The sequence below is a fragment of the Promicromonospora sp. NPDC060204 genome, from assembly GCF_042728455.1.
GTDB lineage: Bacteria > Actinomycetota > Actinomycetes > Actinomycetales > Cellulomonadaceae > Promicromonospora.
The window spans coordinates 1-26,609 of record NZ_JBHWZO010000064.1; the positions used below are offsets into that span (position 1 = coordinate 1).

The window sequence follows — 26,609 nt, forward strand, 5'->3', positions numbered from 1 at the left end:
CGTCGAACCGCTTGGAGGACTTGTCCGTCACGTAGCCGTCCTGGACAAGGTTGTCCACCATCGAACGCAGCTGGTCCAGCTTGTGCTGCATGTCGTCCGCCTCCTGCTTCATGCGCTGGGAAGCGTCCTCCATCTGCTGGAAGGTCACATTGATGTTGGCCATGATCGGTCCTCTCGGGTTGCCTCGTGGAAAACAGGGCGATCGTACATGAACCGGACACCCCTGGGGTGAATCTTCGGGTAATCCCCTACGCGGATCCGGGGACCCTCCGTTCGGGCAGGTTCACGGGGTTCGAGCCGGGTCCGGTCCAGCGGAACGTGGTCATGACGGCGTCGAAGAACTCGACCAACGTCGCGGCCAGCCGCTCGGTGTCCCGGCTGCTCCAGCCGGTGCTGAAAGTCAGCACCAGCCAGGCGCCGGCCGCCTCGTCCCGGGAGACGACATACGTCACCTCACGCGTGGAGCGTGCCGGCCGACCGCCCTCTCGGTGCACATCGTGCCCGGTCCGCACCACCCGCGCACCCGGACGTCCGTCCAGGTCAACCGACTCGCACGTGTCGTGGGTCCGGCCCAGCACGCGCTCCGCGACCTCGGCGGGGCTGCGCCCCACCTCGCCGAAGAGCTCGGTCTCGGTGATCGACGCCGGGACGGCGATGCCGGCGATCGGAACGGTCGGGAGGTAGACGGCGCCGGTGCTGGCGCTGCCCCCGGGGCTCGTGCCCGCTTCGGCGTCGGTGCCCGTGCCCGCACCGGCGAGCGCCGCGCGGAGCGAGGCCCGGAGCAGCTCCCGGCGCGCCACGACGTCGTCGTCCTGCGGGCCGCCCGCGAGCGCCCCCTCCCCGGGCAGCGTGCGTGCGACGACCTCGTCGACGGCGGCGCCCAGCTCCTTGCCGCGTCCCTCGCCGAGCGGGAACCGCGCCCACCCCGGGGGCAGGAGGAAGGCCCAGGTGTCGGTCGGCGTCGCCTCCGGTCCTGCGGCCGGTCCTGTCGCCGGTCCTGTCGCCGGTCCTGCCGCTGGCCCGGTCATGACTCGGCCCGGTCGATCAGCACGGCGGGCATGAGCTGGTCGAGCAGCTCCACCATCGCCGCGCCGAGCAGGAGGTCCTGGGTGCGCCAGACCAGCACCGTGTCCACCACCGCGTCCGGGTGCTCGGTGCGCCGCCCCAGTCCCACGCTCATCCAGGCGCCGCCGGACTCCTCGCCGATGTCGAGGCGGATCACGCGCACCCCGTCGCCGTCGGGCATGTCGGGGTACTCGACGGCGGGCGGCGCCGCGGGGTGGCCGCCCGTCGCGCCCAGCGCGGCCATGAGGTCGTCGTCGGGCGCCGCCGGGTCGCTGATCCCGACGGCGACGAGCACCGGCACCGGCCCGCGCCCCAGCACCCCGAGGGCCGCGACGACGCGATGGTCCCCGGGGGCCATGCCGTCGGCGAACGCCCGGAGGTTCGTCACCGAGACGAAGGCCAGCTCGTCGAGGTGGGCACGCGCGTCGTCGTCCAGCTCGACCGGGGTGCCGGACTCATCGGGTTCGGGCTCGAGCGACTCACGCACGACCGCCGTGGCCCCGCGCTCCCAGGCGGCGAGGTCGTGGGACGCCCCGGTGACGCCGCCCGGGACCTCGAGCCAGCCGTCGGGCAGGTCCAGCCGCCACTCCCAGGACGACGCCGGGCCGCTGGGCGTGCTGGAGGTGCTGGACGTGCTGGGCGTGCTGGACGTGCTGGGCGTGCTGGTCTCCGGTGTCGTCACAGGCCCGTCTGCTCCGAGTAGAGGCCGCTGTAGTCGGCGTCGCGCCAGCCGTCGAGGCTCCAGCGCGGGTCGGTCGGGTTGAAGTTCGACGGGTTGATCAGGCTGAACGGCCGCATGGACCACCCGAACGTGTACGAGATGGGGCCGATGTACATCCACGGTTTGATCGCGAACCCGGTGATCCCGAGCTGGCTGAGGGCCGCGTTGATCTTCTGCACGTCCTTGATGTCGCTGATGCCGATCAGCCGGTCCCAGCGCCACGGGCCGCCCTTGACGGCGGCCAGGAACCGGCTCGAGTCGTTCTTGAACCAGGCGCCGAACTTGCTGAAGTCGCCCTTGACCCACGCGTTCGGCTTGCCGATCTGCCACCAGCCGGGTGACACGCGAGTGGTCTGGATGAACTTGCCCCAGTTCGTGAACGGCTTGATCTGGGCGCCGAGCTTGCCGGTCATGAACCGGTCGAACGGACGCATCGGGTTCTTGGAGTAGATGGCCAGCCGGCTCGCGAGGCTGTTGAGCTCCTTGATCGCCCCCGGCGTGAACTTCACCTTGGAGCCGAGCTGCGCGGCCTGGATGGTCTTGAGCGAGCCCGCCATCTTGGCCGCGACGCCGATCAGGCCGAGGCTGAGGATGCCGATGATGACGCTCAGCCAGCTGCCCTCGCCCTGCACGGCCAGGATGAAGCTCGCGGCGACGGAGACCACGGTCGCGATCACGCTCAGCAGCGTGAGCATGCCGAGGCCCGGGATGAGGATGCTGAGTATCGCCAGCGCCATCCCGATGTACATCAGGATCTCGACCAGCTTCTTGAGGAACTTGTTCAGCTTGTGCAGGAACGCTTCCCAGCCGCTGTGGTGCAGGCCGTCGTCGCCCCAGTTCTCCCGGATCTTGTTCGCGGCGGCGGTTGCCGCGGCGTCGAACTTGACCATGGCCGCGCGTGCCTTGGCCTTTGCCGTCTCCAGGTCGCCCTTGGCCTCGTTGATCTTGCCGCTGCGGCTCTCGGACTCCTGCTTCTCCTTGTCGGTCAGCGGCGGGGCGTCGTCCGGCCGGTCGGCGTTCACCGGGTCGGGCAGGCCCTCGGCACCCTTCTGGGCGGCGGCCGCGTCCTGGGCCGCCGTCAGTGCCAGGCCCGTCTCCGAGCGCGCGTACTCCAGCTCTGGGCGGAAGGTACGCAGCGCGTCCCGGATGTCGTCGTACCGGCCGGACGCCTTGTTCAGCGCGTCGGCGCTCTCCCGGGAGCGCTTGCGCATGGCGTCGGCAGCCTTGCCCTTGAGCAGGGTCTCGTCGCCGTCGCCGATCTTCTTGAGCAGCTTGGCCTGCGTCGACATCGCCAGCGCGATGTCCTCGTAGTGCTTGATCACCGGGTCCAACCCGGCCACGTCGGCCGGGACGGGGTCGGAGTCGTAGTCGAGCAGATGCCATTCCCCGGCCCGGGTGTCGCCCATCCTCGTCGTCCTCCTGCTGCTCGTGAACTGCTGCTCGTGGGACTGCTGCCCGTGGGACTACTGCCTGTGGGACTACTGCTCGTCGAACGACGCCGCGAGCTCGATCTCCAGGTTGTTCCACTGCTCCGCGGCCTGCGCCATCTTCTTCTGCAGGTCAGAGAGGTTGGTGGTCAGCTTCTCCCGCTTGACCCACCAGTCCTCGACGAAGTCGTCCATGGCCTTCTTGACCGTGTCGTGGCCCCAGACGGTGCCGTCCTCCCACAGCTTTCCCATGTTCTTGAACTCGTCGATGATCGCCGCCAGCTGCTCGGCGGCCTCGTCGACGGCGACCGACGTGACTACGAGGTCGGCCACGGGACTACTTGTTCAGGGCGTTCGCGAGCTCTTCGTCGGTCTTCCGGAGCGCCTCAGCGGCCTGCTTGAGGTACTCGCCGATGCCGGTCAGACCCTCCATGACCTGCTTGCCACCCTTGTCGAGCTCCTTGTAGGACTCGTCGAACCGCTTGGAGGACTTGTCCGTGACATAGCCGTCCTGCACCAGGTTGTCGACCATGGTGCGCAGCTGGTCGAGCTTCGCCTGCATGTCGTCCGCCTCCTGCTTCATGCGCTGGGAAGCGTCCTCCATCTGCTGGAAGGTCACATTGATGTTGGCCATGGCGGAACCCCTCGTGCGTTGGTCGTTCTCGGACGGACTCACGTACGCGGTAATCGTCATCAATGGGACTAACCGGACGGCGACGCACGAGTGAACAGCCGGGGAACGGCACACGGCATGGCGACGACGGGCCCGGGGATCACCCCGGACCCGTCGTCGGACGCGCGAAAAGTGGGTCCTACCTGCGCTTTTGCATGGACTTCAGAGGTGCGCCCAGCAGTGCGCTCAGCGGTGCGCTCAGCAGTGCGCTCAGCAGTGGGCCAGGAACGGCCGGTCCTTGAAACGCCGGTCGAGGAACGTGATGACGCCGGGCGCCCCGGTCACCATCGTCGAGACGTGCTCGCCGAGGTGCCACTCCCACTGGACCTCCGCGCCGGCGGCGCAGTACTCGTCCCGCAGCACCCGGGCCTGGCCTGGCGCGACGATCTCGTCGAGCGTCCCGTGGAAGAGGCGGATCGGGACGTCGGGCGGGTTGGCCCCGAGCCGGTTCTCGTCCAGCCGCGCCTGCCACTGCGGCGACTTGAGCGGGTTGGTCGAGGTGAACATCCCGATGTTCTGGAACGCGTGGGCGATCGTCGCCTCGACACAGGCGTCCTTCTCCCGCTCGTACGTCTCACGGCCCCGCTCGTTGAGGTAGGACCCGAGATCGAGCTCGGGGTAGGCGGCGTCGAGCCCGTAGGCCGCGAACAGGAGGAACCCGAAGCCGACCTTCCCGTCGAGGCCGTCGGCGACCTCGCTGAGGTCGGCGGGCACACCGCCCGCCGCGACGCCGACCAGGTCGAGCTCTGGCGCGTACTCCGGCTGCAGCTCGCCCGCCCACATCGCTCCCCCGCCGCCCTGCGAGTACCCGGAGAACGCGACCTTGCCCCCGGCCTGCAGCCCGGTGGCCGGCAGGTTCGTGGCGGCGCGCACGATGTCGATGACGGTGCGCCCCTCCGACTGCCCGACGACGTAGGTGTGCCCGCCCGGCGTCCCGAGCCCCTCGTAGTCGGTCACCACGACCGCCCAGCCCGCCAGCAGCATCGGCTCGATGAACGGCCGCTCGTAGTCGAGCCACCGCGACGGCGCGCACGTGTCGCCGACGCCGCGCGTCCCGCTCGCCACGGACACGATCGGCCGCGGCCCCTCGCCCCGCCAGGGCGTGGTCGGCACCAGCACCCGGCCGGTCACCGGGATGTCCTGGCCGGTGGCGTTCGTCGAGTGGTACATCACCAGGTAGTTGCGGGCACTGAGCTGCCGGGGCTCCTCGCGCCACCGCACCACCTCGCCGTTCGCGCCGTCGGGCAGGGGCGTCGGCGGGGTGTAGAAGTCGTCGAGCGGCACGGCCTGGTTCGGCACGACGGGGACGTCGGGCACATCGGACGCGGGGCTGGACGCCGGGTCAGAGGCAGGGCTGGACACAGGGCCGGTCGCCGAGTCTGCCTGATCGGACGGGCCGGACGACGCGGACGCAGCGCCGGACGGGCCGGACGGGTCGGGCGTCGCCGCGGCCGGGACGGCGACCGCGGGCAGAGCCAGCACGGTCAGGGCCGCGACGACGGCGGTCCAGCGCAGTGGGACACGGTGTCGGCCTGCCGGGGGAACAGCCCTGCGGCCCCTCTCGCGGACGGCGTCGGGTACGGCCTTCGGGACGGCGGACGAGGCGTGGGAAGCGTTCGAACGATTGACGAGCGGCATCGGATCTCCTCGGTGAGGTCCTCGGACGCTCGGCATTGAGCGCCCGCACCCGCGAGCGGGCCGCTACTGACTCTAACCGCAATAGTGCGGAGACAACAGCAGCCGGACAAAAGTGTCCGCTTCCGCACCAGAGCCCAGCACTGCGATCAAGGGCTGCACACCCGACACGCCGGGCACGGCTGGCACGGCTGGCCGGCCGCCCGCCCCGGATAACTGAGATCGGTCGGTTGCAGCGAGATCGGTCGCTCGATGGACCGATCTCGATGCAACCGACCGAAGTCGGGAACAGTTCTCCCGCGGCTCAGCCCTTGGCGACCGCAGCGGCCGGCGACGCGGCCGTCTCGGCGCGCTCCACCAGGCCGGCGAGCAGCGCGGCGAACGGCACCAGCACCAGGTTGCCGAGCAGCATGGTGCGCAGGAACGGCAGCCCCGCCACGTAGCTCGCCAGCAGCCCGTCCAGGGTCGACGGGTACATCCCGTCCAGCAGCCAGACGCCGAAGTTGGTCCACGCGAAGAACCACAGCGACCCGCCCACGCCCACCCCGAGCGCGGCCGCGTACCGGCCGGGTCCGCGCAGGTGCCGCGCGAGGATCGCGCCGACGCCCACCACGGCCCACGCCGACCAGGTGAACCACATGATCTGCGTGTTGCCGAGCACCGCGTCGCTCACCGCGACCACGGCGAACGGCACCACGGCCGCCCAGCGGTTGCGCAGCAGGAGCACGGCGAGGAAGGTCGCCGCGGTGGCGATCTCCAGGTTCGGGGGTGCGCCGAGCCCCGGCGCGACGAGCCGCCACACCACAGCGGCGGCCAGCACCAGCACCACGATGGCGGGCCGCCACCAGCGGTGGGCCAGCTCCTGGACGGTCAGGTCACGACGCGCCGCATCGTGGCCCGGCTCGTCGCGCCCGCCCGACGGCGGCATCAGTACGTCTCGAGGGTCCACGTGATCTCCTGACCGTCCTCGGTCTCCAGCGCCCCGGCGCCGACCTGCGCGAGCTCACCGTCCACGGTGAGCGACCAGAACTCGCTCTTCGAGTCGTCGGCGACCCGGCCGCCGATCGCGGTGACGAACGCGTTGGCGCCCTCCCCCGTGACCTCGGCCGACGGGTCCGCCTCCAGCAGCAGCTCCAGGGCGGTGGCACCGGTCCGGCCGCCGTAGGTCAGGCCCTCGACCTCGCCCGACGCGTCGGTCGACAGCGACGCCTCGGCGGACGGCGCCGCCCCGGCGTCCGACTGCTGGCCCAGCGTGGCCGAGACCATCGGCTCCGGCTCCGCCGTCGTACCGGCGCAGGCCGCGAGCAGGCCGGCGACGAGCAGGGCGGCCGCCGCGGAGGCGACGGTCCGGAGGGGATGGCGGGAGGTCGTGTTCACGCCGGCCAGTCTAGGTCGGCGTGCACACGACGGCGCCGCCGTCTCAGGCGTCGAACCCGGCGTCGATCTCAGGCGTCGATCCGGGACCGGTCGAGCTCGGCGGCCCCCGCGATGAGGAACTCCTTGCGCGGCGCCACGTCGGTGCCCATGAGCAGCTCGAAGGCCCGCTCGGCCGCCTCGGCGTGCTCCGCGGTCACGCGGCGCAGCGTGCGGTGGCGCGGGTCCATCGTGGTCTCCGCGAGTTGGTCGGCGTCCATCTCGCCCAGGCCCTTGTACCGCTGGATGTCCGGCTTGTAGCGCCGGCCTGCCCGGTCGAGCTTCTTCAGCGTGACGCCCAGCTCGGCCTCGGAGTACGTGTAGATGTACTCGTTCTTGCGCCGGCCGTTGCCGATCACCTCGACGCGGTGCAGCGGGGGCACCGCCGCGAACACGCGGCCGGCCTCCACCATCGGCTTCATGTACCGGTAGAAGAGGGTCAGCAGGAGGGTGCGGATGTGCGCGCCGTCCACGTCGGCGTCGGTCATCATGATGATCTTGCCGTAGCGCGCGGCCTCGATGTCGAAGGACCGGCCGGAGCCCGCGCCGAGCACCTGGATGATGGCCGCGCACTCCGCGTTGCGGAGCATGTCGCTGATCGACGCCTTCTGGACGTTCAGGATCTTGCCGCGGATCGGCAGCAGCGCCTGGAAGTCGCTGGACCGGGCCAGCTTGGCGGTGCCGAGCGCGCTGTCGCCCTCGACGATGAACAGCTCGGAGCGGTCCACGTCGTTCGAGCGGCAGTCCGCCAGCTTGGCCGGCAGCGACGAGGTCTCCAGCGCGTTCTTGCGGCGCGAGATCTCCTTCTGCTTGCGGGCCGTGATGCGGGCGCGCATCTCGGCGACGATCTTGTCCAGGAGCAGCGAGGCCTGCGTCTTGCCGTCGCGCGTCGCGGAGGTCAGGCGGGCCTGGATCTCCTTCTCGACCACCCGGGTGACGATTCCGCGCACCGGGCCGGTGCCCAGCACCTCCTTGGTCTGCCCCTCGAACTGCGGCTCGGACAGCCGCACCGTGACCACGGCCGTGAGGCCCGCGAGCACGTCGTCCTTCTCGATGCGCTCCGCGCCGTCCTTGGTGGAGACCTTCAGCTTGCGGGCGTTGGTCTCCACGCCCTTGCGGATCACCTTGAGCAGGCCCTGCTCGAAGCCCGTCAGGTGCGTGCCGCCCTTGGGGGTCGAGATGATGTTGACGAACGAGCGCACCTCGGTGTCGTAGCCCGTGCCCCAGCGCAGCGCGATGTCGACCTCGCACTCGCGCTGCACCTCGCGCGGCGACATGTGGCCGCGCTCGTCCAGCACCGGCACCGTCTCGGTGAAGTTGCCCGAGCCCTGCAGCACCCACGTCGCCGTGACGGGCGAGTCGGGGGCCAGGAACTCGACGAAGTCGGCCGCGCCGCCGGTGTGCTTGAAGGACTCCTCGTGCGGGCCGTTCTCGCCCGGCGTGCCGGGCAGGCCGCGCTCGTCCCGCACCACGATCTCGAGGCCCGGCACCAGGAACGTGGTCTGCCGGACGCGGGTGACCAGCTCGTCGTAGCTGAACACCGCGGACTTGGGGAAGATCTGCCGGTCGGCCCAGTAGCGCACGCGCGTGCCGGTGCGGCCGCGCGGCACCTTGCCGACCACACCGAGCTCGGAGTGGTCCACGAAGGGGTGGAACGCCGCGTCCGGGCTCGGGCCCGAGGCCGGGTCGGCGAACGTGCCCGGCTCGCCCCGGTGGAAGGTCATGCGGTGCGTCTTGCCGCCGCGGTCCACCTCGACGTCGAGGCGCGAGGACAGCGCGTTCACCACGGAGGCGCCGACGCCGTGCAGACCGCCGGACGCCTGGTAGGAGCCGCCGCCGAACTTACCGCCCGCGTGCAGCTTGGTGTAGACCACCTCGACGCCGCTCAGGCCCGTCTTGGGCTCGATGTCGACGGGGATGCCGCGCCCGTCGTCCGAGACGGTCACCGAGGTGTCGGCGTGCAGCACGACGCCGATCTTCGTGGCGTGGCCGCCCAGGGCCTCGTCGACGGAGTTGTCGATGACTTCCCAGAGGCAGTGCATCAGGCCACGGGAGTCGGTGGTCCCGATGTACATACCGGGACGCTTACGAACCGCCTCGAGGCCCTCGAGGACGGACAGGTGGCGAGCGGTGTACGACTCGGACGTTGCGGTCACGGCGACAGCGTAGACGAGGTCACCGACAACCCACGTCAGGCACCCCGTGACGCGACGCGAACGCCCTTCGAACGGCCGTGTGACGCCGGTTTTCACCCGATGACGGAAATTACCCTTTCAGCGCAATTGGGGGCGGAAGGGGACCAGAAGTGTGAGCGACGCCGCTATGCTCGCAGCGAACCGCCCACCCGGGCCGGCATGAACCGCGCGAGCGAATGGTTGGATGGAGATGTGACGACCTTGACGACCGAACCGCTCACCGCCCTCGACCGCTGCGACCGCTGCGGCGCGCAGGCCTACGTGCGCGTCGTTCTGCCCGTGGGCGAGCTGCTCTTCTGCGGCCACCACGCGCGCGCACACGCGTCCGCCTACGCGGACGTCGCCACCCATGTCCAGGACGAGACCGACCGGCTCCACGCGGAGCACGGCCAGGCCTGACACCCAGGCCGGACGACCACCGGACCACAGACGCCGACAGACTGCCGCCGGCGGTGAGCCACCCCGAAGGGTGACCCACCGCCGGCGTCGTCATGTCCGGGCTCGATCATGTCCGGGTACGACTCCCGGGCGGGACTCGCCGCAGCCTCAGCCCGCCGCGAGCTGCGCCACCTCCTCGGCGGTCAGCGCCCGGTCGAAGATCCGGACGTCGTCGACGTCACCGCGCAGGTGGTCGACCTCGTTGCCGCCGTACTGGCCGCGGCCGATCACGAGCGGCCCCTGCGTCTCGGGCGCAGTGCAGACGTTCCTCGTCGCGACCCGCTCGCCGTCCACGTAGAGCGACAGCTCGCCCGTCGCGGCGTCACGCACGCCCGTCAGGTGGTACCAGCGGCCCGGCTCCGGCTTGGTCGGCGACAGCGCACGCGCGCCGACGAAGCTCATCGCCCAGCGCTGGTCCTGCCCCGAGTACTGCAGGAAGAACGCGCTGTTGCCGCCGGTGTCCTGGCTGACGACGGTCTGGAAACCGCCGTCGGCCACGTCCAGCCGAGCCCACGCCGAGACGCTGTACGAGCCGTCGGTGCGCACCAGCGTCCGCCCCGTGTCGGCCTCGCCGGCGCCGTCGAAGGACAGGGCGCCGCCCGTCACGCCGTCGGCCCAGGTGGTGCCCGTCAGCGTCGCGTCGGCATCGCCGACGCCGTCCGCGGCCACGGTGCCCGCGCCCTCGTCGAGGCCCCACGCGTGCACCCCGGCCAGGCCGGGCGTCCCGGGGTCGACGACGGGCGGCTCCCCGCCCGAGCCGTCCGCGCCCTCGATGATCGAGTCGTTCACCGCACGCACCTGGCCGAAGTCCATCTTCTCGACCTGCCGGTCGTAGGTGAAGAAGCCGTTGACCTCGTGCTCGACGTCCGTGATCTGCGTGTAGATCGAGCCGCTGATGCCGCACTGCTGCGCGGCGGTGAGCACGTCCTCCTGGTTCTCGACGTAGCGCCGGGTGAGGGTGGCGACGTCAGGCGTCATCTCGTAGGCGTGGCCGTCCTCGAACCACATGTGCCCGTCCACCTCGAGGCCGAACCCGCCGTGCTCGCCGTCGATCGAGGCGCGCGTGGCGTCCGGGACCGGCTGGGCCGGGCCCACGTACTGGTGCCAGTCGATGACGTCGCCCGCGCCGCTGTCCCCCAGCGAGTCGCAGCAGTTGACTCCGGAGTGCGCGTTCACGAGCCGGGTCGGGTCCTGCGCCTTGACCTCACGGGCGATCCGCCCGGTCGCCTCCTGGGACCACTCGCCCCAGCCCTCGTTGAAGGGCACCCAGCCGATCACCGAGGTCCAGCTCGAGTTCTGGTCGACCATCTCGTGCAGCTCGCGCTCGAACCGCTCCTGCGCCTCGACCGGCGGACGGCCGGGCTTCATCGCCGGCATGTCCTGCCACACCAGCAGGCCGAGCCGGTCGGCGTGGTAGAACCAGCGGTCCGGCTCCACCTTGATGTGCTTGCGCACCGTGTTGAAGCCGAGCTCCTTGTGCTGCTCCAGGTCGAACGCGAGCGCCTCGTCGGTCGGCGCGGTGTAGATGCCGTCCGGCCAGTAGCCCTGGTCGAGCGTGGAGAGCAGGAAGACGACCTCGCCGTTGAGCGTGACGCGGTTGCGCCCGTCCGCGCCGGGCGCGATCCCGATCTCGCGCATGCCGAAGTACGAGCCGACCGTGTCGACGACCTTGCCGCGCGCGTCGCGGACGCGGACCTCCAGGTCGTAGAGGTACGGGTCGTCCGGCGTCCACAGGTGGGCACGGGGCACGCGTACCGAGATCGCGTCGCCCACGGTCCCGGCCGCCTGGGCCACGGCCTTGCCCTTGCCGGCCCTGCCCTTCGCGACGGCGCTGCCCTTCGTGCTGCTCGCGCGGACGACGACGTCGACCTGCCGGCCGTCGGCGGGCGCGCTGCCCTCGACGGTGAGCGTCAGGGTGCTGGTGTCGACGTCGGTGGTCATGTCGAGCTTCGTGGCGTGGCTCGCGGCGACCGGCTCCATCCAGACGGTCTGCCAGATCCCGGAGGCGCCCTCGTAGAAGATCCCGCGGTCCGGGACGTTGCGCTGCTTGCCGACGGGCTGCCAGGTCGCGTCCGTGCGGTCGGTCACCCCGACCAGCACCTCCTGCGGGCCCGACGCCGTCAGGGCGTCGGTGACGTCCGCGGAGAACCGGCCGTAGCCGCCCTCGTGGTGGGCCACCTCCTGCCCGTTGACCCAGACGGTGGCCGTGTGGTCCACGGCGCCGAAGTTGAGCACCACGCGCTGGCCGCCGGTGCGCCAGGACGCCGGGACCTCAACCGTGCGGCGGTACCACATGTGGTCCTCGTGCCGGTCGACGCCCGACAGCTCCGACTCCGTCGGGTAGGGCACCAGGATCTCCTCGGCGAGCGTCTCGCCGAACGGCGGGGCCTCGCCCTCGGCCGCCCCCGCGAACTCCCACAGGCCGTTGAGGTTCTCCCAGCGGTCGCGCGTGAGCTGCGGCCGTGGGTACTCCGGCAGCGCGTTGTCAAGCGTCACGTCCTGCGTCCACGGGGTGGGCAGGTGGGCGTCGGTGACCGGCCACGTCGCCTGACCGGCTGTCTGGCCGGCAGTTTGGCCGGCGCCCGGGCTTGCGCCCGGGTTTGCGTCCGGCGTGGCGGCCGGAGCGGCCGTCCCCGGCACCACGGCGAGCACGGCGCTCGCGGCCAGGGCCGCGAACGCCGCGCCGAGGCGACGGCGGGTGCGACGGCTGGCACGAGGTGGGGCGTCGGCTGGTGCGGGGTGGGCGGACGACGGGCTGCGGTGCGACCTTGCTAGCGACATCGGCGTCACCTTTCTGGTCCCGAACACGGTCGGCAACACGGAGGCATCGTTGCCAGGGGCTACCGTAACGTCCGGCCGTCGCGCCGCCTACCCCACATTCAGCTCACTTCCGCGCCGTCACCGTGTCCGCCCAGGAGGCCCGGAACCCGAGCGTGGTGCGCCACCCCTCCGCCGTCTTGGTCAGATTCCGGGTGGTGCCCTGGACCGAGACCGCCTGCATCGTCTTGATCTGGCCGCTGGAGTAGCGGGCCGTGACCTTGACGGACTTGACCCAGGCCAGGTCGAAGACGGCCTTCGCCTTCGTCTGCGTGAGCGTCCCGGTCCAGGAGGTGTTCGGGTTGCCCGGCGCCTGCGCCGAGTAGGGGTCGGCGACGTGCGCGAGGTGGGACTGCGCGGCGGTGCCGAACGCGTCCTGGTTGTTCGTGGTGCCGGAGTAGCCGCCGCCGCGACCGGTCGAGGCGAAGTAGGGCGTCTCGGCGATCCCGCCGGCGGGGTTGCGCACGATCGAGACGGTCGAGGCGGCGTCCTGCCGGGTGGCGTCGACGGCGGCGCGCCACGTCGAGCCCGCCTCGCCGCCCTCCTTCTTCCAGCCGGTGTAGTTCTGGCTGCTCGTGTCGTCGTAGAGGTGGCAGTCGCACGAAGCCTTCAGGCCCGCGGTCTTGGCCAGGATGGCGTAGTTGCGCGCGACGATCGCCTGCGCCTGGAGCGCGGCGGCGCCGCCGTAGCCGCTGGTACCCCACAGGGACGGCATCTCGTCGAGCCCGTAGAGGTACTCGTCGTTGAGGACCACCTGGTTGACCACGTTGGGCCGCGGGTTGGGGCTGGTGAGCCGCAGGCGGCCGTGCCGGTAGCTGCCCTGCGCCCCGGAGACGGTCACGGTGCCGGGGGTACCCGTCCAGTAGTCCGTGCCCGTCCACTCGAGAAAGAGCGTGCGGCGGGCGCTGATCGTCTGGCGCACCGTGCCGTTCTCGGTGATCTTGGCGGTCACGCCCGCCGTGGTCCGGGCGATCGAGAGCTTGCGGGCCGAGGTGCCGGTGGCGAGCTGCGCCTGCGCGCCGTCGAGCAGCCGCCAAGAGCCCGCGGACAGGCTGATCGTGGTGGTGGCAGGGTCGGCCGCCTTGCCCAGCACCTGGACGTCGATCGACGTCAGCGGGTTGGCGGCGGTGCCCACGGTCGCGCCCGGGTAGTAGTACCCCAGGATCTGCGCCGCCGTGCTCCCGGTGCGCGCCATCTGGTAGGCGCCGTACTGCGCCATGCCCACGCCGTGCCCGTTGCCCGAGCCGGCGATCGCCCACGAACCCGGCACGACCGTCACCGTGAGGGTGGCGCTGGTGGCATGGACCGTCTTGAAGCGGTACTTGGTGGTGGCGGACGGCTTCACCGACGTCGTCGCCTTGCCGGTGGAACCCGTGGTCACGGTCTTGATCCGGACCCAGGCGCCGTCCCGGTACTGCTGGACGGCCACCGACGCGTTCTTCCGGGCGGCGCCGTTGTAGCGGTAGACCACCGAGAGCGTCTTGGCGGTGGCCGCCGTGGTCGTGGCCGTGCCGGACGCCGTCAGCGTGTACCCCGCCGCGGCGGCGGGGACGGCGGACAGGCCGACCGTGAGGAACGTGGCGGTGAGAAACGTGACGAGGACCGCCGCGAGCGTCCGGACACGTCGTGCTCCGGGAGCGGCGCTGATCGATGGGGACACATCGGGCACGCTCCCATACGAAGACGCCGGGCAGGTGACCTTCCGAAGAAGTTCACCCGCCCGGCGTCGGTCCCGGGTCGTTGCCCGGGGCTGGGTAGATCGCGCCCAGTCGTTCGTGCTCAGTCGAGGTAGTCGCGCAGCACCTGCGACCGCGACGGGTGGCGCAGCTTCGACATCGTCTTGGACTCGATCTGCCGGATGCGCTCGCGCGTCACGCCGTAGACCTTGCCGATCTCGTCGAGCGTCTTGGGCTGGCCGTCCTGCAGGCCGAACCGCATGGAGACCACGCCGGCCTCACGCTCCGAGAGGGTGTCGAGAACCTGGTGCAGCTGCTCCTGGAGCAGCGTGAACGACACGGCGTCCGCGGGGACGACGGCCTCGGAGTCCTCGATGAGGTCACCGAACTCGCTGTCGCCGTCCTCGCCGAGCGGGGTGCTCAGCGAGATGGGCTCGCGGCCGTACTTCTGGACCTCGACCACCTTCTCGGGGGTCATGTCCAGCTCCTTGGCCAGCTCCTCCGGCGTGGGCTCGCGGCCCAGGTCCTGGAGCATCTGGCGCTGGACGCGGGCCAGCTTGTTGATGACCTCGACCATGTGCACCGGGATGCGGATGGTGCGGGCCTGGTCGGCCATGGCACGCGTGATCGCCTGCCGGATCCACCAGGTCGCGTAGGTCGAGAACTTGTAGCCCTTGGTGTAGTCGAACTTCTCGACCGCACGGATCAGACCGAGGTTGCCCTCCTGGATCAGGTCCAGGAACAGCATGCCGCGGCCCGTGTAGCGCTTGGCGAGCGAGACCACGAGGCGGAGGTTGGCCTCCAGCAGGTGGTTCTTGGCCCGCTTGCCGTCGTGCGCGATCCACTTGAGGTCGCGCTCGAAGCGGCGCTGGTCCTTGTCGTTCCGGTCGAACTCCGTCGTGGCAAGGCGCTCCTCCGCGAACAGGCCGGCCTCGATGCGCTTCGCGAGCTCGACCTCCTGCTCCGCGTTCAGCAGCGCGACCTTACCGATCTGCTTCAGGTAGTCCTTGACCGGGTCGGCCGTGGCACCGGCGGTGACGACCTGCTGTGCGGGCTGGTCGTCGTCGTCCCGGTCGGAGACGACGAAGCCGGAGCTCTCGTCGCCTTCCTTGGCCGTCTTGCCGGCTCGGCCGCGAGTCGTCTTGGTGACGGTCTCGGGACCGGAGTCGGCCTCGTCCTCGGGGTCCTCGACGGCGACGCCGTCGGGCTCGATGTTGTCGTACTTCGACTTGCCCCGAGCAGCAGGCTTCTTCGCGCCGGCCTTCGCCGCCGGCTTCTTGCGCGTGCTCGTCGTTGCCTCGTCATCATCGTCGACGTCGTCGAACTCGAGATCGACGTCGTCGGGCATCTCGTCGTCGTCCTTCGGCTTCGCCGTGGAGCGCGCCGGAGTCGACTTCTTGGCGGTCGTGGTCTTCGCCGCCGTCGCCCGGGTGCGCCGGGCCGGCTTCGCGGAGGCCTCCGCCTCGTCGGCGGGCGCCTTGGCGGCGACCGCTGTGGAACGGGTGGCCGACGCCGCGGCCACCTTGGTAACAGTAGGGAGCCCCACCTGCACACCGGCGTTGGCCAGTGCGCGCAGCACCGCCTTCAGCCGCTTGGCGTCACCGACCTGCGCCGTCTCGCATGCACGCCGGAAATTCTCGGCGTCGACCGAGCCGTCGGCGGCACCGCGAGCGAGAAGCTCCTGCAAGGCAGGATGCTCGAACTCACGGGGCAGGTTGTCGCGTGCAGGGACAGGAGCGGTGTCCTGGGGGGCTTTCAGCGGAGTGGGCGCCACAAACCGACCTTTCGGCATTCGAGGGGGCGGTGTACCGCCGGCGGGGCCGTCACTGGACCTTCTTCTTCCGCCGGCGAACATATATATTGTACCGTCGGCCTCCCTGTACCCCGCGACGAACGCGGTGATATGGGCAAAGTCAGTGCGAAGTCACGTCGGGCGGGACCATCCCACGGGGTTTCTGATTTCGCGTGCCAAGAGTCAACGACTGGCACCCCCGCACCATTCCCAGTTCGGCGAATCTGCGGCGAATCTGTCCTGGACCAGGCGCGAGACCAGGCGTGGGACCAGGCCCAGGCCGGCGGTCCGGCAGCGCCGGCTCCGGTCAGGACCTGACGCACCTGGTCAGGGCCCGCCTCGACCTGGTCGAGACCCGGGCGGCCGACCGGGTCTGGACCCGACCGAAGATCGCCTCGGGATCACCCGCAGCTCACCCGCGGCCGACTTGGCCGACACCGCCGGATCAGTCGCAGCCGGATCAGTCGCCGGCGGGATCAGTCGCCGCAGGATCACCCGTAAGCAGATCGAACGCCGCGGATCGGGCGCCCGCGGGATCGGGCGCCCGCGGGACCAGTCGCCCCAGGATCACCCGCAGGCAGATCGAACGCCGCGGGACTGGACGCCCGCGGGATCAGGCGCTGCGAGATCAGACCTTGACGGCGAGCACCGGGCACGGCGCCTCGACGAGGATCCGCTGCGCACCCGCGCCGAGGATGAGCTTGCCGACGGGGCTGCGCTTGCGCAGGCCGATCACGATCAGCTCGGCGCCGGTCCTCGTGGCAGCACGGATCAGGTCTTCGGCGAGGTCGCCGGTGCCCTCCTCGACGCGCACGTCGAGACCGGCAGCCGGGCCGCTCGCGAGCTCGTCGAGCTCGGCCTGGCACTCGTCGACGGGACGCTTCCCGCTCGTGACGACGACCAGCGGGGCACTGCGCTCCCGGGCCTCGGTGACAGCGGTGCTGAGGGCCTCACGGCCCTCGGACGTGGCGAGGTGGCCGACGACGATCGTCATGTCAGCCGACGCTACCCCACACCGCGGCCCGGTCGATGCCGCACACGGCGCTCGCACCGCACTCACACGGCAGCCATCGCGTCCGAACCGCCGTCGCCGCGAGTGTCGCCTGACGAATCGGCGCAGGAGTCGGCGCGGGCGTCACCGTGGGAATCGCTGCGGGCGTCACTGCGGGAGTCGCCGTGGAACAGGGCCTGCTCCCGCCGCACCCAGCCCGGCGGGACACCCCCGACAATCGCGCTGCGCAGGAGGAGCGCGAGCCGGTAGTCCGGGTCCACCCCCAGCGCGTCCGACACCCGCTCGGCCGCCAGCCCGCCGTCGCCGTGCCACCAGGCCACGAGCGCCAGCAGCAGGTATGCCGGGGCCCTCCGGTTCCGGGGCACGTGCCTGACCACGGCCTCCAGCACGGCGCGGGCCGGCCGGGTGATGTCCTCGTCGGGCGGGATGCCCCGTTGCGGGTCGACGATCTGCGCCATGACCGCTCCGGTGGACTGGTCCGTATCACCGTCGGCCTCCCGCCGCGCGGTGCGGAGCGCCGTCTCCGCCGTGCCCGGCACGAGGCTGAGCAGCACCGCGTCCCGGACGGGCGTGTCCGCGAGCGCCGCACCGATCTTGCCCAGGTCCACCGGGGAGAGCGGCACGCGTTCCCCGGGCGTCGCGCGCGCCGTGGCCCGCACCGCGGCGCGCCACAGGCCCAGGCTCTCCGCTCCCCAGTCGGCGAGCGCCCGTTCGGCCTGCGCGACCTGCTCGGCCCGCATGGCGATGCCCCGGCCGGCACTCCGGGAGGCACTCCGGGTGGTGCCCCCGGCGGGGCTCGCGGCCGCGGTCCGGGCCGCGCCCCTGGCCGCGCCCCTGGCCGTACTGCTGGCTGTGCTGCTGGCCGTACTGCTGGCCGTGCTGCTGGCTGTGCCTCCGGAGGTTCCGGCGGTGTTCCCGGCCGGCCCCAGGCCGAATGCCGCGCCTGCGACGGGACCGCCGACCGGGCCGCCGCCGTTCGGGAACCTGGTCCGGCTCAGCAGCCGGCGGTAGGTGTCGGTCCAGCGCGCCGCGGCCCGCCGCGCCTGCGTGCGGGCGGCCTCCGGCGCGGCCCGCAGGGTGTACCGCTCCTCGCGGGTGCCGGCCACGGTACGGCCCTCCAGGACCATGTGGGCGGCGACACGGGTGCCCTGGAGCGCGGACAACGGCCGGCCCTGCGCGGGGCAGCACATGGGGTCGGCGCAGTCGAGCGCCCGGAAGCCCGTCGGCGTCACGAGCCAGACCTCGGTCCCCGGGAGCCGCCGGTCGAGCCGCGCCCGGAGCAGGTCCGCCGCGCGCCGTGCGGCGCCCGACGGCGCTGTGACGTCCGTGGCGGTGTACAGCACCACGACGGCCCGGTCCGCGCCGTCCGCCACCACGTGGTCGGCCAGCCAGCGGGCCGTGGCCGCGCCGTCGGGACCGTCGGGGTCGCCCGGACGGCGCAGGCGGAGGTCGGTCAGGTCGACCCGGGCCACGAGCCCGACCCGCTGGCGGGGGCCGGTCAGGCTCACCACCACCGCGGACTCGACGGGCTCGAAACCGAGCCGGTACGGGACGTAGGCGAGGAGGTCCTCCGGCCCGGCGACGCGGACCACCAGGGCGTTCGGGACCTGTACAGCGCTAGAGACCTGTCGGGGGTTCGGGACCGCCGTCCGGCGGAGGCCCTCCGGGGAGATGCCGTACCCGGGGATGGCGTTCCCCGGGAGGTCGCGACGGGAGTTGTCGTTGGCGGGGCCGCCGTACGCAGGGCTGGCAGAGGCGGGGCTGGCAGAGGCAGGGCTGGCATACGCGGGGTTGTCGTTCGGGACGCCGTCCCGGTCCGTGCCGTTGTCGGGGTTCATGTGGACGATCTCAGCCCGCCGGCGGGACCGCTGCGCGCCCGGGCGGGCCGTGTGGACAACGCGCTTCCTGTGGTCGCGCTCGCTCCCGCACCGCCCCGTCCCGACGGTCTCATCACGCACGCTCATGACAGCACGCGCATCACCACCGAACACCGCACGCTGTCGTCACCCGGGCCCGTACGGCTACGGTGTGCGACGTGCCCCGCTTCGCCACAGCCCGCCGCACGGCCGCGCTCGCCGCCGCCGTCGGGCTGGCGCTCGCCGCCACGGGGTGCGGCGCCGGGACCGAGCAGTCCGCGGCGGGCAGCACCACGGACGACACCACCACGGGCGGCACCGCCAGCCCCGGCCCGAGCAGCGCCGCGACCGGCGGGCCCACCGACCTGCCGACCTTCGACCCGTCGTCCGCGGTGGCCACCTACGCGCAGGGTTTCCCGCCCGAGCTGTTCCCGATGCCCGACGACGCGACGCTGCTCGCCTCGTCGGCGCAGCCCGTGCCCGCGGCCGCGGGGTCGAAGGGGTCGAAGACCAAGGGCGTCCCGATGACCCAGGTCACGCTCAACCTGTCGTCGAGCCGGCCGACGGACCAGGTGATCAAGCAGGCCGAGAAGATCCTCACGGCGCAGGGTTTCCGGCGCATCGACGCGCCGGACGCGAGCGGCCTCACCGCCCAGACCGCGTTCCTGCGCATCACGAAGGAGAAGTCGGGCGAGGTGCAGGAGTCGCTCGTGGTGGGCGTGCTGGACGACGGGGAGCGCCGCCTCGGCTCGATCAGCGGCACCGTCCGCACCCCATAGGCTGGTGCCGTGCCCGTCTCACCTGCCCGTCCCACCGCTCTGAGCCCCGCCCCCCTGAACCCCGCCGCCCTCGTCGACGCCGAGCATCTTCGCGGCGACGTCGACGCCGCCGTGAGCGCCCACCTCGCCCGGCTGGCGGCCGAGGTCGGGACGATCGGCCCGAGCGCCGAGGCCATGGTCGAGGAGGCCGCCGGGCTGCTGGCGGGCGGCAAGCGGCTGCGGGCCGCGTTCTGCTACTGGTCGTTCCGCGCGCACGGCGGTTCCGCCGACCCGGCCGACCCCGCCCGCATCGCGACGGTCCGGGTGGGCGCCGCGCTCGAGCTGTTCCAGGCCGCGGCCCTGCTGCACGACGACGTGATGGACAACTCCGACACCCGCCGCGGCCGCCCGACGGCGCACCGCGCGTTCGCCGCGAAGCACGCCGTCGCGGCCTGGGCCGGCGAGCCGGTGCGGTTCGGCGACTCCGCCGCCATCCTGATCGGCGACCTGGTGCTCCTGGCCGCCCAGCGCGAGCTGTCGGCGGCGCTCGCGCCGCTGCCCGCGGACGTCGCAGAGGCGACCCGCGCCCGCTTCGACGAGATGCAGAGCGAGGTGGTCGTGGGCCAGTTCCTCGACGTCCTGGTCCAGGCGGAGCCGTGGGGCCAGGACCCCGCCGCCGACGAGGAGCGCGCCCGGAACGTGCTGCGCGCCAAGACCGCGAGCTACTCCGTGGCCGCCCCGCTCGCCCTGGGGGCGCTGCTGGCCGGCGCGGGCCCGCAGGCGGCGGCCGGGATCGAGGCGGCGGGCAAGCCGCTGGGCGAGGCGTTCCAGCTCCGCGACGACGTGCTGGGCGTCTTCGGCGATCCCGCCGTCACGGGCAAGCCCGCCGGTGACGACCTGCGCGAGGGCAAGCGCACGGTGGTCGTGGCCCGCACGCTGGCGCTGCTGCCCGACGCCGACGGCCCCGAGGCTGCCGTCCTGGTCGCCGCCCTCGGCAACCCCGACCTGTCCGACGACGACGTGGCGCGGGTGCGCGAGGTCATCGTCGGCTCCGGCGCGCTGGACGCCGTCGAGCAGCTCATCGCCGACCTCGCCGTGCGGGGCCACGCGCTGCTGGACCTGGCGGACCTGGCGGAGCCCGGCCGCGGCCTGCTCACCGATCTCGCCCACGCGGCGGTCGACCGGACGGCCTGAGCCTCACCGGCCCAGCCCAGCCTCGCACCGAGTCCCAGCTCACCAGACCCAGCTCACCAGGTCCAGATGGTGACCTCTTCGCCCTTCTTCAGCTTCTCCCCCGCCACGGGCTCGGTCTCCTTGACGCCCTCGTCGAACAGCTCGCCGAACCCGCGCACCGTCGACGTGTAGCCGGCCTCGTCGAGCAGGGCCTGGGCGTCCTCGACGGACATCCCGACGACGTCGGGCACGGTGCCCTGGGCGCCCATGCTCACCACGATCGTGACGGTGCTGCCCGGCTCGGCGCCCTTCCCCCCGCCCGGCTGGGTCCGGATCACGGTCCCGGCCTCGGCCTTCTTGTCGAACTTGTCCTCCCGGGCGACGTCGAACCCCTGGGCGGCCAGCGCGTCCTCCGCCTCGGCCGCGGACAGGCCCGTCAGCTCCGGCACGGTCACCGGCGGGGGCCCGTCGGAGACGGTGAGCCGCACGGTCTCGTCGGTCGGGACGGTGCCGCCGTCGCGCACGGAGGCCCAGATCACCTGGTCGCGCGCCACGTCGGCGGAGTACTCGCGCGAGACCTCGACGTCGACGAGGCCGACGTCGCGCAGTGCCGCGCGGGCCTGCTCCTCGGTCATGCCCACCAGTCCCGCCGGCACCTCGGCCACCTCCGGCCCGAGCGAGACCACCAGGCGCACGGGCTCGTCGCGCAGCGAGCGCCGCCCCTCGTCGGGGGCCACCGAGATGACCTCGCCCTCGGGCACGTCCGAGTCGTGCTGCTTCACGCTCGTCGACGTCAGCCCCGCCTCGTTGAGCGCCTCCTCGGCCTGGGCCACGGCCACGCCCACCACGCCGTCGGGGACCACCGTGTAGGCGCCCGGGCCGTTCTGCGTGTACCACCAGGCGCTGAACAGGACCGCGACCAGCGCGATGCCGAGCAGGATCTTGCCGCCGCGGCGCGGCCGGGGCGCGGGCGGTGGCGGCGGAGGCGGCGGCGTCTGCTGCTGCGGCACCACCCACTGGCCGGCCGGCGGCCGCTCCACGACCGCGGTGCGCGCCGCCTTCACCGCGGCGGACGACGGCGGCGGCGCCACCTTCGTGGGAATGTCCAGCACCTCGTTCGGGATCTGCCGGAACGTGCTGCGCAGGGCGTCGAGCGCCACCGCGGCGTCGTGCGGGCGTCGGTCCGGGTCCCGCGCGGTTAGCGCGCGGACCAGGACGTCGAGCGGGCGTCCCAGGTGGCCGGCGAACGCGCTCACGGGCGGGACGTCGGTGTTGACGTGCGCGAACGCGACCTGGATGGGCCCCTCCCCCTCGTGCGGCAGGCGACCGGTGAACAGCTCGAACGCGAGGATCCCGACGGCGTACACGTCGGCGCGCGCGTCGACGTGGCCCGTGGCGATGGTCTCCGGCGCGAGGTAGGCCACCGTGCCGAGGATCGTGCCCGTCGTCGTGTTCGACACCTCGGAGATGGCGCGGGCCAGGCCGAAGTCGGCCACCTTGGGCCGCCCGGTGCCCTCCTCCAGCAGCACGTTCTCCGGCTTGATGTCGCGGTGCACGATCCCCTTGGCGTGCGCGGCGGCGAGCGCGGAGAGCACCACGTCGAGGATCGCGAACGAGCGGCGCAGCGTGAGGTCGCCGTCGCGGATGAGCTGGCGCAGGTTGGTGCCCGGCACGTACTCCATGGTCAGGTAGCGCATGTCGCCGTCGGTGCCCTGGTCGTAGACGGCGACGACGCCGTGGTGCTGCAGGCCGGCGGCCGACCGGGCCTCACGCTCGAACCGCTGCCGGAAGCTCGCGGCCTGGTCGCCCTCGGCGAGGTGCGGGTGCATCACCTTCAGGGCGATCTCACGGTTGAGCCGCGTGTCGTGGGCGCGGTACACCGTGGCCATTCCTCCGCGCGCCACGCGCGCGACTATCTCGTACCGCCCGTCGACCAGGCGGCCGATGAGAGGGTCTGCCGTCACCTGAGCCACGGGTGGGAGTGTACGGGTGACCACCCACGGCCAGGCCGGAACGCGCATACCGGACGGCGGGCCGTTGCCGGATCGTTGCCGTGTCACGGGCCCGGGCCGCGTCGCCTAGGCTTCTCCCGTGACAGATCTCGACGCCCTCGTGGGCGAATGGCTGACCCTCCCTGACCTCGCCGAGTCCCTCGACATCGAGGTCGGCAAGGCCCGCGGCCTGGTGAGCGACCGGCACGTCGTCGGCATCAAGCGCGGCGAGCGCACGACCTTCCAGGTCCCGGCGATCTTCGTGCTGCCCGACGTCGAGGGCCGCCCCGGCGTGATCCCGACGCTCCGCGGCACCATCATGGTGCTGTCCGACGCGCAGTTCACCGAGGCGGAGATCCTCGAGTGGCTGTTCACGCCCAACGACGAGCTCGGTGAGCGGCCCGTGGACGCCCTGATCGGCGGCAAGCGCGCAGCGGTGCGCCGGGTGGCGCAGACGCTGCTCTGACCCGCGCTGACCCGACCTGCGCCGCCCTACCCGTTACCGGCGGAGCATCTCCGCGACCTGGAAGGCCAGCTCCAGCGACTGCTGGTGGTTCAGCCGCGGGTCCACGAGCGTCTCGTAGCGCAGCGCGAGGCCGGCGTCGGAGATCTCCTCGCTGCCGCCGAGCACCTCGGTGACGTCGTCGCCCGTGAGCTCCATGTGCAGGCCGCCCGGGACGGTGCCCAGCGCCTTGTGCACCTCGAAGAACCCGGCCACCTCGTCGAGCACGTCCGTCAGCCGGCGGGTCTTGTACCCGCTGTCCGACGTGATGGTGTTGCCGTGCATGGGGTCGGTGACCCAGGTGACGTTCGCGCCGGACCAGGTCACGGCCTCGACCAGGGACGGCAGCACGTCGCGGACCTGGCCCGCGCCCATGCGCGTGATGAACGTGAGGCGCCCGGGCACGTTGTCCGGGTTGAGCCGCTCGGTGAGGGCCAGCGCGTCGTGCGGCGTCGTCGTCGGGCCCAGCTTCACGCCGATGGGGTTGGCGATCCGGGACATGAAGTCGACGTGGGCGCCGTCGAGCTGGCGCGTGCGCTCGCCGATCCACAGGAAGTGGGCGCTGGTGTCGTAGGCGTTGCCGGTGCGCTGGTCGGTGCGGGTCAGCGCCCGCTCGTAGTCGAGCACCAGGGCCTCGTGGCTCAGGTAGAACTCGACGGAGCGCAGCGCGTCGAAGTCGGCACCGCACGCGTGCATGAACCGGATGGCCCGGTCGATCTCGTCCGCCGTCTTCTCGTACCGCGCGTAGGCGGGGTTGCTCATGAAGCCGCGGTTCCACTCGTGCACCTGCCGCAGGTCGGCGAAGCCGCCCTGCGTGAAGGCCCGCACGACGTTCGCCGTGGCCGACGAGATCCGGTAGGCCTGCTCCAGCCGCTCCGGGTCGGGGATCCGGGACTGGGGCGTGAACGGGAACCCGTTGATCATGTCGCCGCGATAGGCCGGCAGCGTCTCGCCGTCGCGCGTCTCGGTGTCGCTGGAGCGCGGCTTGGCGTACTGGCCCGCCATGCGGCCCATCTTCACCACGGGCGTGCTCGCGCCGTGCGTGAGCACCACCGCCATCTGGAGGATGGTGCGGATCTTGTTGCGGATGCGGTCGGCGTTCGCCTCGGCGAACGTCTCCGCGCAGTCCCCGCCCTGGAGCAGGAACGCCTCGCCCCGGCCGGCGGCGGCGAGCCGCTCGGTCAGGGTGTCGGCCTGTGCGGGCACCACGATGGGCGCGGCCTGGGCCAGGCGGCCGGTGGCGGCCGCCAGCGCGGCCGGGTCCGGCCACGTCGGCTGCTGGCGCGCCTCCAGCGTGCGGTAGTGGTCCAGCCCCGCCGGACCGGCGGCGCGCTCGGCCGGGTCGGCCACGGTGCTCATCGGACCGCCGTCCGCCGTGCCGGTGCTACCAGCGATACCGCTACTACCTGTGACGCCAGTGGTGCCCGCACGGTGCTCAGTGCTCCGCGGGAGCGGCCGGCACGAGCGGCTGGCCGATCTCGGCGAGGATCTGGCCGAACCACTCCTGCGAGACGTCGAACGCCTTGCCGCCGGCGATCCGCGGGAACGCGATGGCCTTGAGCCGGTCGCCGTCCTCCTCGTCGTGGCCGATGACGCCGGACTCGCCGCGCAGCGCGCACTCGACCGCGTAGTCCGTCATCGACTTGATGAGGCGCAGGTCCTCGGAGTTGGCGGCCGCGGCGCGCGAGAAGTAGCCGGACTTCTGCACCATGACCTTCTCGGCGCCCAGCTTCTCCGCGAACTGCTTGGCGAACCACTGGCCGGGGTTGATCGTGTCGAGCTTCACGTGCCCGAACGGGTCGCGCTCCACGGTCTCGCCGGCCGCCTCGAGCTGGGCCACGATCTCGTGCATGCCCGCACCCTCCGACAGGAAGATGTTGACGTTGCCGATCTCGTCCATGACGCCGCGCAGGCGCTTGGCCTCGCCCTCCAGGTCGATCTCGAGCTCCGGCAGGAACACGGCGTGCACGTCCCAGCGCTCGCGCGACAGGCCGAGGGCCGGGGCCCACTCCTGCTCGTCGAGCCAGCCGCGGTAGGACTGCGCCGTGGCCGCGGTCAGCCAGCCGCAGTGGCGGCCCATGACCTCGTGCACGATCAGCATGCGCGGACCCACGCGGTTCTCGCCGATGACGTTGGCCGCGAACTTCGCGCCCTCCTCGGCGGCGGTCCACGCGCCGAGCGACTGCTTGATCGGCACCACGTCGTTGTCGATCGTCTTGGGCAGGCCCACGACGGTCAGCTCGTAGCCGTTCTCGTGCAGGTAGGCGGCGAGGTCGGCGGCCGTCGTGTTGGTGTCGTCACCACCGATGGTGTGCAGCACGTCCACGCCGTCGGCCTTGAGCTGCTCCGCGGCGACGTGCAGCGGGTCCTGACCCTCCTTGACGAGGCCGCGCTTGATCGCGTCCTTGACGTTGGTCAGCTTCACGCGCGAGTTGCCGATCGGCGAGCCGCCGAACTTGTGCAGAGCAGGGGCCTGCTTGCGAGCCTCGTCGCCGATCTCGATCTTGTTGCCCGTCAGCAGGCCGTGGTAGCCGTGCAGGTAGGCAATGATCTCGATCTCGGGGTCGAGCTCGGTGTAACGCTCGATCAGACCGCCTACCGAGGACGACAGGCAGGGCGCGAAGCCGCCGGCGGTCAGCAGGGCCACACGACGAACAGCCATCGGAGGAGCACCTCTCATCAGGGAAATTTCGGGGGCACCACGGCCGGCGTTCGCCCGCGCGGCACCCTTCGTCGTCATCCTACTGAGCGCCGGGGGTGGCGCTCGGCACGTCCGGTGACTGAGCACCTCCGGACGGGCACTGTCGGACGGCGGCCCGCGCATGAGAGAATGTCGGTGAGCCTCCCGGCGCCTAGCGGCCCGGGAGGCTTTCCGTTATGACGAACTCCGTGATGACGAACACGCCGCAGACCCCGCCCGCACGACTGACGATCCGGCCCACGACATCGGCCGACCAGCCGGTCCTGGAGCGGCTGTGGCTCCTGTTCCGGCACGACATGTCCGAGGTCTCCGGCGCGCTGCCCGATCCGAGCGGCCAGTTCCGGCGCGAGCGGCTGGACGCGGCGTTCACGGACCCGGGCTGGCGCGGCGTCGTCGCGCACCTGGAGCCCGCCGGCGCGCCGCCGTCACCCGTCGGGTTCGCGCTGGTGCGCGGGCTCGACGAGCCGACCCGCGTGCTCAGCTCGTTCTTCGTGGTGCGCGGCGTGCGACGCATCGGCGTCGGGCGGGAGCTCGCGGCCCACGTGCTGGCCGCGTTCCCCGGCCGCTGGGACGTCGCGTTCCAGGACGCCAACCCGCCGGCGGTCCGGTTCTGGCGGGCGGTGGCCACGGACGCCGTCGGCGCGGCCTGGACGGAGGAGCACCGCGCCGTCCCGGGCCGCCCGGACCTGCCGCCGGACACCTGGATCTCCTTCACGACCAGCTAGGAACGACTTCGGTCGGTTGCTTCGAGATCGGTCCATCGT

23 protein-coding genes are annotated in these 26,609 nt (G+C 72.0%); 5 read left to right on the plus strand and 18 right to left on the minus strand.

All coding sequences use genetic code 11. The annotated features are described in order from the left end of the window. The 10 genes from ACFWEJ_RS10610 to ACFWEJ_RS10655 all read right to left on the minus strand — a co-directional run. The coding region (locus ACFWEJ_RS10610) for a WXG100 family type VII secretion target (RefSeq protein WP_377229189.1) at positions 1 to 163 on the minus strand (163 nt) is incomplete at its 3' end. Between the two features lie 85 nt (positions 164 to 248). Beyond that, positions 249 to 1,028, minus strand: coding sequence for a hypothetical protein (locus ACFWEJ_RS10615; protein ID WP_377229169.1), 780 nt, complete (start codon positions 1,026 to 1,028; stop codon positions 249 to 251). Continuing rightward, entirely contained in the window at positions 1,025 to 1,747 is a 723-nt protein-coding gene (locus ACFWEJ_RS10620; RefSeq protein ID WP_377229170.1) for a hypothetical protein, read from the minus strand. The genes ACFWEJ_RS10615 and ACFWEJ_RS10620 overlap by 4 nt, the downstream gene beginning before the upstream one ends. Beyond that, positions 1,744 to 3,192, minus strand: a complete 1,449-nt coding sequence (locus ACFWEJ_RS10625; RefSeq protein WP_377229171.1) for a hypothetical protein — start codon at positions 3,190 to 3,192, stop codon at positions 1,744 to 1,746. The genes ACFWEJ_RS10620 and ACFWEJ_RS10625 overlap by 4 nt, the downstream gene beginning before the upstream one ends. A gap of 72 nt (positions 3,193 to 3,264) precedes the next feature. Continuing rightward, entirely contained in the window at positions 3,265 to 3,546 is a 282-nt protein-coding gene (locus ACFWEJ_RS10630) for a hypothetical protein (protein WP_377229172.1), read from the minus strand. Positions 3,547 to 3,550: 4 nt separating this feature from the next. Continuing rightward, complete coding sequence (locus ACFWEJ_RS10635) at positions 3,551 to 3,847, minus strand: WXG100 family type VII secretion target (protein WP_182617607.1); 297 nt, start codon at positions 3,845 to 3,847, stop codon at positions 3,551 to 3,553. Positions 3,848 to 4,096: 249 nt separating this feature from the next. Then, on the minus strand, positions 4,097 to 5,524 hold the full coding sequence (locus tag ACFWEJ_RS10640; RefSeq protein WP_377229173.1) for a lipase family protein: 1,428 nt from the start codon (positions 5,522 to 5,524) through the stop codon (positions 4,097 to 4,099). Between the two features lie 301 nt (positions 5,525 to 5,825). After that, positions 5,826 to 6,470 (minus strand): DUF6580 family putative transport protein, encoded by a 645-nt coding sequence (locus tag ACFWEJ_RS10645; RefSeq protein WP_377229174.1) that lies wholly within the window; start codon positions 6,468 to 6,470, stop codon positions 5,826 to 5,828. Then, positions 6,449 to 6,898, minus strand: a complete 450-nt coding sequence (locus ACFWEJ_RS10650; protein WP_377229175.1) for a DUF4430 domain-containing protein — start codon at positions 6,896 to 6,898, stop codon at positions 6,449 to 6,451. Before ACFWEJ_RS10650 ends, ACFWEJ_RS10645 begins: the two co-directional genes overlap by 22 nt. 68 nt (positions 6,899 to 6,966) lie before the next feature. Then, positions 6,967 to 9,090, minus strand: a complete 2,124-nt coding sequence (locus ACFWEJ_RS10655; protein WP_377229176.1) for a type IIA DNA topoisomerase subunit B — start codon at positions 9,088 to 9,090, stop codon at positions 6,967 to 6,969. 231 nt (positions 9,091 to 9,321) lie between these two features. On the opposite strand from ACFWEJ_RS10655, the gene ACFWEJ_RS10660 reads away from it, so the two are divergent. Next, positions 9,322 to 9,528, plus strand: a complete 207-nt coding sequence (locus tag ACFWEJ_RS10660) for a hypothetical protein (RefSeq protein WP_020014335.1) — start codon at positions 9,322 to 9,324, stop codon at positions 9,526 to 9,528. A 147-nt stretch (positions 9,529 to 9,675) separates the two neighbouring features. On the opposite strand, the gene ACFWEJ_RS10665 is transcribed toward ACFWEJ_RS10660, so the two are convergent. From ACFWEJ_RS10665 to ACFWEJ_RS10685, 5 genes are all read right to left on the minus strand, one after another. Then, on the minus strand, positions 9,676 to 12,348 hold the full coding sequence (locus tag ACFWEJ_RS10665) for a LamG-like jellyroll fold domain-containing protein (protein WP_377229177.1): 2,673 nt from the start codon (positions 12,346 to 12,348) through the stop codon (positions 9,676 to 9,678). A 103-nt stretch (positions 12,349 to 12,451) separates the two neighbouring features. Continuing rightward, entirely contained in the window at positions 12,452 to 14,044 is a 1,593-nt protein-coding gene (locus ACFWEJ_RS10670) for a SpoIID/LytB domain-containing protein (protein ID WP_377229178.1), read from the minus strand. A gap of 119 nt (positions 14,045 to 14,163) precedes the next feature. Next, complete coding sequence (locus tag ACFWEJ_RS10675) at positions 14,164 to 15,852, minus strand: RNA polymerase sigma factor (protein WP_377229179.1); 1,689 nt, start codon at positions 15,850 to 15,852, stop codon at positions 14,164 to 14,166. A gap of 628 nt (positions 15,853 to 16,480) precedes the next feature. Next, positions 16,481 to 16,846, minus strand: coding sequence for a universal stress protein (locus tag ACFWEJ_RS10680; RefSeq protein ID WP_377229180.1), 366 nt, complete (start codon positions 16,844 to 16,846; stop codon positions 16,481 to 16,483). A gap of 62 nt (positions 16,847 to 16,908) precedes the next feature. Beyond that, positions 16,909 to 18,702: a DUF4192 domain-containing protein gene (locus ACFWEJ_RS10685; RefSeq protein ID WP_377229181.1), complete on the minus strand. Its 1,794-nt coding sequence runs from the start codon at positions 18,700 to 18,702 to the stop codon at positions 16,909 to 16,911. Positions 18,703 to 18,899: 197 nt separating this feature from the next. Between ACFWEJ_RS10685 and ACFWEJ_RS10690 the strand changes: the two genes are divergently transcribed. Together ACFWEJ_RS10690 and ACFWEJ_RS10695 are read left to right on the plus strand one after the other, a co-directional pair. Continuing rightward, positions 18,900 to 19,499, plus strand: a complete 600-nt coding sequence (locus ACFWEJ_RS10690) for a hypothetical protein (protein WP_377229182.1) — start codon at positions 18,900 to 18,902, stop codon at positions 19,497 to 19,499. A gap of 9 nt (positions 19,500 to 19,508) precedes the next feature. Continuing rightward, a complete protein-coding gene (locus ACFWEJ_RS10695) occupies positions 19,509 to 20,672 on the plus strand; it encodes a polyprenyl synthetase family protein (protein ID WP_377229183.1) in 1,164 nt (387 codons plus the stop codon). Between the two features lie 53 nt (positions 20,673 to 20,725). Here the strand turns inward: ACFWEJ_RS10695 and pknB are convergent, their stop codons facing one another. After that, positions 20,726 to 22,624, minus strand: coding sequence for a Stk1 family PASTA domain-containing Ser/Thr kinase (gene pknB / locus ACFWEJ_RS10700; RefSeq protein WP_377229184.1), 1,899 nt, complete (start codon positions 22,622 to 22,624; stop codon positions 20,726 to 20,728). 118 nt (positions 22,625 to 22,742) lie between these two features. On the opposite strand from pknB, the gene ACFWEJ_RS10705 reads away from it, so the two are divergent. Beyond that, entirely contained in the window at positions 22,743 to 23,108 is a 366-nt protein-coding gene (locus tag ACFWEJ_RS10705; protein WP_377229185.1) for an Rv2175c family DNA-binding protein, read from the plus strand. A gap of 33 nt (positions 23,109 to 23,141) precedes the next feature. On the opposite strand, the gene ACFWEJ_RS10710 is transcribed toward ACFWEJ_RS10705, so the two are convergent. Both ACFWEJ_RS10710 and ACFWEJ_RS10715 read right to left on the minus strand, forming a co-directional pair. After that, positions 23,142 to 24,503, minus strand: coding sequence for a class II 3-deoxy-7-phosphoheptulonate synthase (locus tag ACFWEJ_RS10710; protein ID WP_377229186.1), 1,362 nt, complete (start codon positions 24,501 to 24,503; stop codon positions 23,142 to 23,144). A gap of 76 nt (positions 24,504 to 24,579) precedes the next feature. Beyond that, positions 24,580 to 25,806 carry a pyrophosphate--fructose-6-phosphate 1-phosphotransferase gene (locus ACFWEJ_RS10715; RefSeq protein ID WP_377229187.1) on the minus strand — a complete coding sequence of 409 codons (1,227 nt, stop codon included), beginning with the start codon at positions 25,804 to 25,806 and terminating at the stop codon, positions 24,580 to 24,582. Positions 25,807 to 26,021: 215 nt separating this feature from the next. Here ACFWEJ_RS10715 and ACFWEJ_RS10720 point away from each other — a divergent pair, with 215 nt between their 5' ends. After that, entirely contained in the window at positions 26,022 to 26,570 is a 549-nt protein-coding gene (locus ACFWEJ_RS10720) for a GNAT family N-acetyltransferase (RefSeq protein WP_377229188.1), read from the plus strand. Positions 26,571 to 26,609 lie beyond the last annotated feature (39 nt).

Coding starts and splice junctions, on each gene's coding strand:
- ACFWEJ_RS10625 (WP_377229171.1), bottom strand. CDS start 3,192: ATGGGCGACACCCGGGCCGGGGAATGGCATCTGCTCGACTACGACTCC.
- ACFWEJ_RS10635 (WP_182617607.1), bottom strand. CDS start 3,847: ATGGCCAACATCAATGTGACCTTCCAGCAGATGGAGGACGCTTCCCAG.
- ACFWEJ_RS10640 (WP_377229173.1), bottom strand. CDS start 5,524: ATGCCGCTCGTCAATCGTTCGAACGCTTCCCACGCCTCGTCCGCCGTC.
- ACFWEJ_RS10665 (WP_377229177.1), bottom strand. CDS start 12,348: ATGTCGCTAGCAAGGTCGCACCGCAGCCCGTCGTCCGCCCACCCCGCA.
- ACFWEJ_RS10715 (WP_377229187.1), bottom strand. CDS start 25,806: ATGGCTGTTCGTCGTGTGGCCCTGCTGACCGCCGGCGGCTTCGCGCCC.
- ACFWEJ_RS10680 (WP_377229180.1), bottom strand. CDS start 16,846: ATGACGATCGTCGTCGGCCACCTCGCCACGTCCGAGGGCCGTGAGGCC.
- ACFWEJ_RS10710 (WP_377229186.1), bottom strand. CDS start 24,503: ATGAGCACCGTGGCCGACCCGGCCGAGCGCGCCGCCGGTCCGGCGGGG.
- ACFWEJ_RS10685 (WP_377229181.1), bottom strand. CDS start 18,702: ATGAACCCCGACAACGGCACGGACCGGGACGGCGTCCCGAACGACAAC.
- ACFWEJ_RS10615 (WP_377229169.1), bottom strand. CDS start 1,028: ATGACCGGGCCAGCGGCAGGACCGGCGACAGGACCGGCGACAGGACCG.
- ACFWEJ_RS10720 (WP_377229188.1), top strand. CDS start 26,022: ATGACGAACTCCGTGATGACGAACACGCCGCAGACCCCGCCCGCACGA.
- ACFWEJ_RS10675 (WP_377229179.1), bottom strand. CDS start 15,852: ATGCCGAAAGGTCGGTTTGTGGCGCCCACTCCGCTGAAAGCCCCCCAG.